This is a genomic window from Pseudomonas sp. P5_A12, assembly GCF_056400685.1.
In genome coordinates this window covers 1-1922 of the sequence record NZ_JBFUKU010000528.1, presented here as the reverse complement: position 1 = coordinate 1922, position 1922 = coordinate 1, and the positions used below count along the sequence as shown (strand labels likewise).

Annotated in this window: 1 protein-coding gene; it reads right to left on the bottom strand. The window is 61.0% G+C overall.

Annotated features, from left to right (window positions below; translation table 11 throughout):
• A partial coding sequence (locus AC1DSG_RS30760; RefSeq protein WP_477794232.1) for an AAA family ATPase occupies positions 1 to 1817 on the bottom strand: 1817 nt, incomplete at its 3' end.
• Between the last annotated feature and the right edge of the window lie 105 nt (positions 1818 to 1922).

Here is a 1922-nt window from a genome sequence, read left to right as displayed (position 1 = left end):
GGACACGGCTGGTCGTCCTGCAACTGCGCACGCAATTCTTCGACGCTGGCGCTGCGGGCCAGACGCTGACGTTCCAGCAGTTCGCGGGTAACGGTCAGGGTCTGTTCGGCGATGCTCAGTTCGTTCTTGGTTTTTACCCCGTCCTGGGTCAGGCGATCGCGTTCTTGCTGAGCGCCCAGCTGGCGTTGTTGAAGCTCCGCGCCGCGGTGGTCCAGTTCCTGCTGACTGGCCCACAGTCGTGTCAGTTCTTCGAAAGCCCGCAGTTGCTTGCGGTTGTCCTGCAACAGATTGCCAAGCAACTGGATCTGTTCAGCCACCGCTTCAGGTTCGGCACCAGCCTCTTTGTAGAGCACTTCAAGTTGCTGTTTTTGCGCGGCCAGCGCTTCGGCGGCGCCTGCTGCGCTTTGCTCCAGGTCGGCCATTTCGGCCTGCCCCTTGTTCAAGCGATTGCCGATCACCATCAGCTGTTGCAGACGATCGCGATAGGCGTTCCATGCCTCGCTCAGTGGCGCCAGCGGTGTACTTTGTTCCAGCTCCCCGGCGATGCGTTGCAGGCGTTCGGCAACGAGTTTCTGCTGGTCCAGCAACCCTTGAATGGTGCTCTGCCCCTGAGTGCAGGCCAGTTCTGCTTGCTGCTTCAGATCGGCGCTGAGGCTGGTGTCCTTGACCAGGCGGGCGAGGGTGCTTTGCGCTTCAAAGGCCTGGCGTAGCAACGGCGCACTTTGGGTGTGATGATGTTGCGCTTCGGTCAACGCAGTATGGGCACTGCTCAGGCTTTGTTCGAGTTGAGTCTGGCGCTCTGTCAGCTCTTGTTGCTGTTGCGTGTGCTGCTGWATCTGCGTGGCCAGCGGTGTGAGCTGAGCGGTGAGTTCAGTTTTGCGGGCGAACTGATGCCGTTGCGGGGCCAACTGTTCCAGGCGCGTCAGTTTCAGGCGTTCACCGACCAGACTGTCCCAATGCTGCTGCGCGCCGGTCAATTGTTCAGTGGCGCTCAGTTGCTCGTCCTGCAACTGGCGCAGGTCTTTGAGCCAGGTGTGTTGCAGCTCAAGCTGCTTGAGTTGCGCCTGCTGCGTCTTGAGTTGCTGCTGCGCCTCATTGAAGCGCTCATCCAGTTCGGCGCGGGCTTCGGGCGCCAGTGGTGTCACGCCGGTGGCCTGGTCCTGCAACAGCTTGTGGGCTTCACGCGCTTCTTTGGTCTTGTCGAACGCGCGGCGACCGAGGCGGGTGTAGAGCGCGGTGTCGGTGAGCTTTTCCAGCAGTTCGCTGCGTTCGTTGTCGTTGGCCTTGAGGAAGGCACTGAACTCGCTCTGGGCGAGCAGCACGGCGCGGGTGAACTGCTCGAAGTTCAGGCCCAGTACGGATTCGAGTTGAATTTTGAACTCGACTTTCTGACTGGCCAGCAGTTGATCCTGATCGATGTCGCGCAAACTCTGGCGGCTGGCTTGCAGCTTGCCGCCGGCTTTCTCCCGGGCGCGATTGGCTTCCCAACGCGCGCGGTAGCGACGGCCATCGATGCCGACGAAATCCACTTCGGCATAGCCTTCACCTGTGCCGCGTCGCAACAGCGTACGCGGGTCGCCGGTGCTGATTTCGCCATCGGCGTCCGGCGCTTTGGCGGACACTTGCGCATTGCTCAGACGAGGCACGGCGCCAAACAGCGCCAGGCACAAGGCATCCAGCAAGGTGCTTTTACCGGCACCGGTGGGGCCGGTGATTGCAAACAATCCAGCGCTGGCCAAGGGTTCAGCGGTGAAGTCGATCTCAAAGGGGCCGGCCAGGGAGGCAAGGTTTTTCAGGCGGATCGCGAGAATCTTCATGGCTGTTCGCTCTCCATCTGCACGTCCTGTAACAGTTCGGCAAAGTCCTTCAGCGTTTGCTCATCGACCTCGCTGCCGTAGTTGTCTTGCCAGGCGCGGCTGAAC